At 67.9% G+C, this 7,897-nt stretch carries 9 protein-coding genes and 1 pseudogene; 9 read left to right on the top strand and 1 reads right to left on the bottom strand.

Translation table 11 applies throughout. From position 1 onward, the window contains the following. The 4 genes and pseudogenes from K8625_RS43175 to K8625_RS43190 form a co-directional block, all read left to right on the top strand. Positions 1-753: pseudogene (locus K8625_RS43175) on the top strand (hypothetical protein); the annotation flags it as partial. After that, complete coding sequence (locus K8625_RS43180; protein WP_223786048.1) at positions 750-1,253, top strand: Mov34/MPN/PAD-1 family protein; 504 nt, start codon at positions 750-752, stop codon at positions 1,251-1,253. The pseudogene K8625_RS43175 and the gene K8625_RS43180, both read left to right, overlap by 4 nt. After that, positions 1,250-1,786: a hypothetical protein gene (locus K8625_RS43185; protein ID WP_223786049.1), complete on the top strand. Its 537-nt coding sequence runs from the start codon at positions 1,250-1,252 to the stop codon at positions 1,784-1,786. The genes K8625_RS43180 and K8625_RS43185 overlap by 4 nt, the downstream gene beginning before the upstream one ends. A 223-nt stretch (positions 1,787-2,009) precedes the next feature. Continuing rightward, positions 2,010-3,578, top strand: a complete 1,569-nt coding sequence (locus tag K8625_RS43190) for a DUF4055 domain-containing protein (RefSeq protein ID WP_223786050.1) — start codon at positions 2,010-2,012, stop codon at positions 3,576-3,578. Between the two features lie 405 nt (positions 3,579-3,983). Here the strand turns inward: K8625_RS43190 and K8625_RS43195 are convergent, their stop codons facing one another. Further along, positions 3,984-5,039, bottom strand: a complete 1,056-nt coding sequence (locus K8625_RS43195) for a hypothetical protein (protein WP_223786051.1) — start codon at positions 5,037-5,039, stop codon at positions 3,984-3,986. Positions 5,040-5,184: 145 nt separating this feature from the next. Here K8625_RS43195 and K8625_RS43200 point away from each other — a divergent pair, with 145 nt between their 5' ends. From K8625_RS43200 to K8625_RS43220, 5 genes are all read left to right on the top strand, one after another. Then, positions 5,185-5,535, top strand: coding sequence for a hypothetical protein (locus K8625_RS43200; RefSeq protein WP_223786052.1), 351 nt, complete (start codon positions 5,185-5,187; stop codon positions 5,533-5,535). Next, positions 5,532-5,750: a hypothetical protein gene (locus tag K8625_RS43205; RefSeq protein WP_223786053.1), complete on the top strand. Its 219-nt coding sequence runs from the start codon at positions 5,532-5,534 to the stop codon at positions 5,748-5,750. The genes K8625_RS43200 and K8625_RS43205 overlap by 4 nt, the downstream gene beginning before the upstream one ends. Continuing rightward, positions 5,747-6,058: a DUF4031 domain-containing protein gene (locus K8625_RS43210; RefSeq protein ID WP_223786054.1), complete on the top strand. Its 312-nt coding sequence runs from the start codon at positions 5,747-5,749 to the stop codon at positions 6,056-6,058. The genes K8625_RS43205 and K8625_RS43210 overlap by 4 nt, the downstream gene beginning before the upstream one ends. A 937-nt stretch (positions 6,059-6,995) precedes the next feature. Beyond that, positions 6,996-7,298, top strand: a complete 303-nt coding sequence (locus K8625_RS43215) for a hypothetical protein (protein ID WP_223786055.1) — start codon at positions 6,996-6,998, stop codon at positions 7,296-7,298. Then, on the top strand, positions 7,295-7,897 hold a 603-nt coding region (locus K8625_RS43220), incomplete at its 3' end, for a hypothetical protein (protein WP_223786056.1). The genes K8625_RS43215 and K8625_RS43220, both read left to right, overlap by 4 nt.

A 7,897-nucleotide genomic window follows, 5' to 3' on the forward strand; every position in this document is an offset into this window, starting at 1 on the left:
TACGCGGAGCTGTGCCAGCAGGTGCATGGCTACGCCCTGGACGACGGGCAGTTGGCGTGGCGCCGCTCGAAGGTGTCGGCCTTCGAGAAGGGTGTGGCGGACTTCCGGCGCGAGTACCCGGCGACGGTGGAGGAGGCCTTCAAGGCGGCAGCGGTGGGCGCGCTGTGGACGCAGGAGTTGCTGGACGAGCGCCGCGTCTCGGAGCTGCCGAAGGACGCCGAGGGCAAGCCGCTGCCCATGGTGCGCGTGGCGGTGGCGATAGACCCCGCAGGTGGCGACGGCCCCTCCAACGACGAGGTGGGCCTTGTCTGCGCAGGCCGGGCCAGCGATGGGCACGCCTACGTCTGGCGCGACGACTCCAAGAAGATGTCCGCGGAGGCCTGGGCCACCAAGGCGCTGGCCGTCTACGAGAAGGAGTGCGCCGACGTGGTGGTAGGCGAGAAGAACTTCGGCGGCGACATGGTGGAGACCACCATTCGCAGCAAGGCGAAGGAGATGCGCCGGCCCGTGAATGTGAAGGTGGTGACGGCCTCGCGCGGCAAGGCGAAGCGCGCGGAGCCGGTGGCCGCCCTGTACGAGCGCGGGAAGGTGCACCACGTGGGCCGGCTGCCCGCGCTCGAGGACGAGATGACGACGTGGGTGCCCGGGGAGTCCACCTGGAGCCCCAACCGAATGGACGCCGCGGTGTGGGCGCTGACGGAACTGATGCTCGACACGTCAACGCACTCCATGCGCGTCGGGAGCTACCGATGAGCGCCACGTGCGCCACTGCGCCGGCACCAGGTGCCGTCCTGTACGTGTCCGGCCCGTACCGCGTCTGGGTGCGGCGCGCTGTGCTGGCGAAGGCCCAGCGCCTGGCCCGCGTGCGTGCCCCGCTGGAGACGGGCGGACTGCTGCTGGGGCAGGTGGTGGACGGCGAGGCCCACGTGCTGGCGCTGACGGGCCCGGGACGGCGCGCGCTCCGCAGCCGCCTGGGCTTCGAGGCGGACCGGGCACGGGACAACCGGCTGGTGGCGCGCGTCCACCCCAGGCTGCACTACCTGGGCGACTGGCACACCCACCCGGGTGGTCCCGCGGTGCTGTCCGCGACGGACGTGGCCTCCATTCGGGGAGCACTGACGACGGCGCGGCCCGAAGTGCTGCACCTTCTGCTGGCGGGCCCGGCTGACATGGCGTCCCCCGTGGCCTCCGTCTTCACCGTGGTGGGCGGCGAGTCCTCTTTCCGCCGCATGACTCCCGAGGTGGCACCGTGACGTGTATTGCTGGGGTGGTGGCGCGGGGGCGCGTGTACCTGGGCGGGGACAGCGCGGGCGTTGCCGGGTACGAGCTCACCGTCCGCGCCGACGCGAAGGTGTTCTCCACCGGCCCCTTCCTCGTCGGCTTCACCTCCTCCTTCCGCATGGGGCAGGTGCTGCGGCACGCCTTCAGCCCGCCGCCCCTGCCGAAGCGGCCCGGGGCGCTGGGCCGGTACATGGTGGTGGACTTCGTGGACGCGGTGCGCGCTGCGCTGAAGGACAAGGGCTGGGCGGCGAAGCAGAGCGAGCAGGAACTGGGCGGCACCTTCCTCGTCGGAGTGGCAGGGCACCTCTTCCGCGTCGCGTCCGACTACCAGGTGGCGGAGTCCCGAGACGGCTTCGACGCCGTGGGGTGTGGCAGCGAGGCCGCGCGCGGGGCCCTCTTCGCGGCCCGACACCTCAAGCCCGAGGCCCGGGTGCGGATGGCGTTGCGCGCGGCGGAGCGCTTCAGCGCGGGCGTCCGCGGGCCCTTCCGGGTGGTGTCCGGGTGATGAGGGCCACGCCCCCGGTTGCCGCCCGCCGCCGGCCTGGCACCTCCTGGCGCCTGCGCGGGCGAGGCCTGCCGCGCGTGGCCCGGCGCGACTCCGCCTGGCTGGTGCTGCGCTTCTTCCCACACCTCGCGGACCCGACGTCCCGGCGCCTCGCCCGCCTGGCGCTCCGCAACTGGCAGTACGTCCACCTTCGCCGTCCCGGCCATGCAGAGAGGGCCCTCCCATGACGTCCGACGTGAGCAACGAGAGCAGCGCGTACAAGGCCATGAAGCCGCACTGGGCGCTGGTGAGGGCCCTGCTGGGTGGCACGGAGGCCATGCGTGCCGCGGGGACGCTGTACCTGCCGCAGCACGCGCGCGAGTCCGAGGAGGCGTACCGGGAGCGCCTCCAGCGCAGCTTCCTCTTCAACTACTTCGAGTCTGCCCTGGGCACTCTGTCGGAGATGCCCTTCACCAAGCCGGTGACGCTGGCCGACTCCGCCTCTGAGGAGCTTCACGCCCTGGTGGACGACGTGGACAAGCAGGGCAACGACGTGACGACGTGGGCGCGCAACGCCTTCGCGGACGGGCTGGCCAACGGGCTGGTGCACGTCCTCGTCGAGTACCCCACGGTGGACAGGACGCAGGTGCAGACGCGCGCGGACGAGGAGGAGGCCGGCGTGCGCCCGTACTTCGTCCACGTGCCCGCGGACTCCCTCCTTGCGGCCTACGCCACGGTGGAAGGCGGCGCCCAGGTGCTGACGCACATTCGCATCCGCGACACGGTGACGCGGGTGTCTGGCTTCGAGGAAGTCTCGGTGGAGCGCGTCCGCGTGCTCGAGCGGGATGCGTGGGCGGTGTACGAGAAGGACGGGAATGGCGCATGGGCCCCGGTGGACGGCGGGGTGAACACGCTGGGCGTCATCCCACTCGTCACCTGGTACGCGGGCAAGCCCAAGGGCTTCATGCTCATCCGCCCGCCGCTGCTCTCCCTGGCGGAGAAGAACCTGGAGCACTGGCAGTCCTCCAGCGACCAGCGGAACATCCTCACCATCACCCGCTTCCCGATTCTGGCGGCCTCGGGCGTGACGGACGAGTCGCCGCGGGGCGGGGGCGCCGAGCTCGAAGGGCTGGACTCGGAGGACAGGGAGTTCCTCGGGAAGGCCGGTGGGCGCGGCGGCATCGCCATCGGCCCACACTCGCTGCTCACCACCAGCAACCCCCAAGGGAAGTTCTACTACGTGGAGCACGCCGGCGCGGCCATCGAGGCGGGCGCGAAGGACCTCGAGCGGCTGGAGGACCAGATGGCGGCCCTCAGCGTGGAACTGCTCGTCCGCCGGAAGAGCAACACCACGGCCACCGAGAAGTCCATCAACGCTGGGCAGAGCTACTCGAAGCTCGGGGCCATGGCGCGCACCTTCGGCGACGCGCTGGAGCTGGCCTTCCACTTCGCGGCCCGATGGATGGGCGTGGAGGTGCCGGACGACAAGCTGAAGGTGTCCGTGCACACGGACTTCGGCGTGGAGGAGGGGGACGCGCAGGGGCTGGAGGTGCTCTTCAAGACGCGCGCGGCGGGCGACATCTCCCGCCGGGCCTTCCTGAAGGAGCTGCAGCGCCGGGGCACCCTCTCCGCGGACTTCGACGAGGAGCTGGACGCGGACTTCCTCGCGGAGGAGGGGCCCAGGCTGGGCACCGTGGGACGCCAGCCGCTGGACGTGCCACAGCCGCCGCGGCCCGGCCAGGGCGCCCAGGAGGCCGGCTCGGAGCCGCCGGTGGATGGCGAGTCTGCCGCCCATGTCGGAGGCGATACGTGAATGTATGTCCCCGTGGGGCGTGAGCGATGAAGGGGGACGTGGAGGGGCGAACATCGGACGGGGGCCCGCACCGGAAAGCGCGCCGCATCCGTTCGTACAGGCGCAATGATGCATTGCGTTATTCTGCTGGAGTGCTAGCTGTCACCCGAGTCGTCGCTGCCACAATGGAATTGACCCTCAGGAAGGGATAGGCCGGCCGCTGTGCTTACGTCATCTCTGCGACTCCTGGAGATCTCCAGTTTCGTCAAAGGGCTCGAATAGAGCGAGCGCACCATGTCGCGGACCGCTTGGTACCGGGACACCTCCGCAACGGTCAAATCAACGTGGAGAGGCGCTGGTTCCAGCTGGGAACTCTCTCGTTTGATCAACATGGCATCGAGTATACGCACGCACCGTAGTGGGTGCTCAAGTCCCCTCGGCCTTCTGTGCGGGTTGCTCTGGGGCAGGGACGTAGAGTTTCACGGAACGCGCCTTTCCAGCACCAAAGTTCACACCTGCGTCAACTATTCCCCTCTCTTGGGGATTCGTTGCACGAACGTTAAGGCTGAGTGACTCGGCCTCTTTCAAGTCAATCACGAACCCATGCGCTGGGTAGCTCTCTGCAAGGGTCTTCACGAGCGCTGTTTGCTGGTCGGACGATAGGTGGGGGTACGAAACCTGCACCAAACGCTTGCCGTACTCCCGCGAAAGGTCAAGCGCACGGAAGACTTCTCCCAGTTGAATCGGGTTTATCTGCGCAAACAGAGGGTCAACAAGTCCTCGTGTTACTGATGCGGCGATTGAGCTTGCGGCTCTGGTCGTCAATCGCTTGTTGTTTCCGCGGAGGCCGGTTGTTACGTTGACGAAATTTGTGATCGCGTATTCGCTCAGGTATTCAAGTGACTTTAGGGCGTCAAGCGTCGATAGTGTTTTAACTACGTCGTCGCGGACTATGTCGATCTGGGTGTCTATGGGACCAAGCTCAGCCATTGGATGCATTATTACTTCGTGGCAACCCAGTGTAATCAGCGTTGCGGCGCTCTTGGCCATTCGCGGAATGACGACGTAGACTCTCTGCGCGGTTCTCTGGAGGTGGCGAGCGATGTGGTAGGCGCCATCGAGAGAGCCGCCTAGCGAATTGAGAATGACCCAAAGCTTGGGGACTGGGGTGGTGAGTCCTTGCAGGGCCTTAAAGACCTCTTCGGCAGTCTCGCGAAGAATGATGTCCGAGTCCCGGAGCCAAATAACAAGAGTTGGGGCTTCGTGAGTCTGTGCCCAGACAGTGCCAGCGAGCTCTAGCCATGCGTCTGGTCCCATCTTGAGGATCGCCGCCTCTAGGTCCTCTCGTGAGGGTGGACTGTTTGGAGAGGGAGAGGGTTTCTCTGTGATGGGGTCCTTGGTTGCGACTTGGTTGCCCTTGAAATCTTGTACAGGAGGGGCTTCGCTCGTCTCCGTGGGCGGATTGAGTGTGGGTGTCGGCATGCCTAAACGCTAACTTGGAAGATGAGCCTAGACAAGGAGGTCGATGGGACTGTTCTGTTGGTGTGGTTCTGTCCTGACTCAGAGGTGTCCAGAGGCAAACGCTAGACGATGTCTGGGCAACTGGCTCTGGCAATGGATGTCCCAGATGACGTGCCGTCAGTGCCACCTGGGAAGTCGCCGCCACCTGTTGGGGCTGCGCCCGCGTGACGTCGTCGAGTGGGCGGACATGCGGCAGGGCATCCTCGACATGGGCGCCTGGGCGTTCGCGGGGCGCAGGCCGGGGGTGTCCGTCATCCACTACTGGGCCGCGCCGCACGTCGACCCGCTCCACCTCGCCTACATCCTCGGCCACGAGGTGGGACACGTCTCGGGCAAGCAGCTGCGCTCGCGGCGCAACGCGTGGCGGGAGGAGCTGCGCGCGGACGAGTACGGCGCGGCGGCGTACCTGGCGCTGAAGCACGTCCTCACCTGGGCGGGGAAGGCGGGTGCCGCGTGAAGCTCGACACCAGCGCCCTCGTGGGCGTCGAGGTCCGCGAGTCTCCGTTCCTCCCTCCTGGGCACCTCGTGGGCGTGGGGCAGGTCCTCTTCACCCGGCACATGAGCGAGTTCCTCCTGCTCCTGTCCGGCGCCCGTTGGCACGTCGAGCGGGACAGGTGCCCCTCCTGGACGGACGCCACCGAGTGCCAGTGCATGCGCGGCGGTGATGCGTGAGCGTCTACGTCGACCAACTCGTGCCGCACCCGCCCCCGGCGGACGTAGCCACCCGCCGGGCCGGCGCGCGCCACGGGCACCGCTGGTGCCACCTCCTCTGCGACCCGGGCGGCGAGGCGGAGTTGCACGCCTTCGCGGCCCGTGTCGGCCTGAAGCGCGAGTGGTTCCAGGCCCCGCCGGCGGCGAGCAAGCCCCACTACGACCTGACGCCCCCGCGCCGCACGGCCGCGCTCGAGGCTGGCGCCGTGGAGCTGGACCGCGCGGGGCTGTGCGCCTTCTTCGCGCGGTGGAGGGCTGCTCGGCCATGAGCGGACCCAGGCGTTCGGTTCTCGCCTACGAGGTCGAGCGGCAATCCAACTGCCATTGAGTGCACCAGCAAACGACCAAGCTGCTTGGGGGCAGGCAACAGAGCTGACTCTGTTGAACGCCTCCGCAGGATGTCCCGTGGAGGTCTCGACAGTTTGGATATGCCGCGCAGTCAAAGTTGGTTGACGATGGTTTGGATTCCCCTGAAACCGCCACCGCGGCCGTCGCCGGCTCCTCTTCTGTGTTTGTTCCGATGTCTGCTGCGCCACCGCAACCTGTTGCAAGCACAATCGCACATGCCAACGCCTCTGTGTTCAATCTTTTCATGGTGAGTTCCTTGTCGTGGACGTGTGAGGGCGGAGGAGGGCTGTGGTGATGCCAGCCTCCGGGGTTCGAGTGCTACGCGCAACGTCTGGTGACAATGGCGGCGTCAGTCCCCGAGTTCCTCTTCGGGTGGCCACTCCTTCACAGAACAGTGAGGGCGAAGCCCTTTTCTGGGACAGGTGCACACGCCTGACGTTGTGCTGTTCCAGCAGCAGGGAATCCACTCTGGTTCAACGCATTGTGTGCTCGCTATTACCTCACAGCTTACGCCGTGCTGGCACTCCGCCAGCTCCGAGGTGGCACTCGTCATCGTGTCCTGAGTGGCCTCTTCGGGAGGTGCACTTCCACATCCCATCGCGACTCCCATGGCACACGCCAGCAGCAACAGCTTCAAACCCTTCATGGCCGACATCCTGTCGTGAAGGTGTGCGAGCGAGGGGACGACCGGGCTAATGCTATTCTCCGGGATTCGAGGCTGGACGGCAACCTGACTGGGGTTGCCGCCGGACGGCGTCCTCGGCGTGGGCCAGCCTTGAGCGCATGCCCTCCCGTGCCTCCGCAGTCCCTCATTCCGGCAAATCCTCTCCGAGGGCGCATAGGGGTTGTCGGGCGCCCGTGGTCACGGACTACGCGGGGCTCGGCGCGGCGCTGGGCCGCATGGTGACGGAGAAGCAGCGCGCCTACGGCGACGCCTTCGGCAAGGCAGGCCAGGTGCTGGGCCTGCTGTACCCGGACGGCATCCCCCGGGCGAAGCTCGACGATGCCCTGGCCGTGGTGCGCGTGGTGGACAAGCTCTTCCGGGTGGCGACGGACCGGGACGCGCTGGGCGAGTCCCCGTGGCGGGACATCGCCGGGTACGCCCTCCTGGCCATGGAGCGGGTGGAGCGGCAACGCCGCCCGCGCGGGGGGACGCGGTGAGCACCGGGCCCACGATGAACGAGGAGCTGCTGGAGCGCTCCATCTCCCACGCGGTGCAGGTGGAGCGGTACAAGGCGGGCCTCGTCCGGCGCGTGGTGGAGGTGCTCAACGAGTCCGAGGAGGACCTGGAGGCCGAGCTGACGAAGCGCCTGGCGCGCATTGAAGCGGTGGGCGGGTACGACGCGGGGCCCGCTGTGACGCGGCGCCTGGAGGAGACGCTGTCCCGGGTGGGCGCCGTGCGCGCCGAGGCCTATGGCACCGCCATGGGCCTGCTGACGGAGGAGCTGGGCCTCTTCGCCACGCACGAGGCGCGGTGGCAGGTGGCCGTCCTCCAGGAGACGCTCATCGCCGAGCTCTCCGTGGCGACGCCCACCGCGGAGGTGCTGCACGCGGCCGCCTTCTCCCGGCCCTTCGAGGGGCACGTGCTGAAGGACTGGGCCGAGTCCCTCGCGCCTACCGACCTGGACCGCATGGGCCGGGTGGTGCGCCAGGGCGTGGTGGAGGGAAAGACGACGGAGCAGATGGTGCGCGAAGTCATCGGCACCCGGGCCCAGGGCTACTCGGACGGCGTGCTGGAGACGAGCCGGCGCAACGCGGAG

It is taken from the genome of Myxococcus sp. AS-1-15, from assembly GCF_020037055.1.
Taxonomy (GTDB): domain Bacteria; phylum Myxococcota; class Myxococcia; order Myxococcales; family Myxococcaceae; genus Myxococcus; species Myxococcus fulvus.

Bases quoted from the DNA above. Each gene is read 5' to 3' on its own strand.
- K8625_RS43180 (WP_223786048.1), top strand. From the start codon at position 750: ATGAGCGCCACGTGCGCCACTGCGCCGGCACCAGGTGCCGTCCTGTAC.
- K8625_RS43190 (WP_223786050.1), top strand. From the start codon at position 2,010: ATGACGTCCGACGTGAGCAACGAGAGCAGCGCGTACAAGGCCATGAAG.
- K8625_RS43195 (WP_223786051.1), bottom strand. From the start codon at position 5,039: ATGCCGACACCCACACTCAATCCGCCCACGGAGACGAGCGAAGCCCCT.
- K8625_RS43200 (WP_223786052.1), top strand. From the start codon at position 5,185: ATGACGTGCCGTCAGTGCCACCTGGGAAGTCGCCGCCACCTGTTGGGG.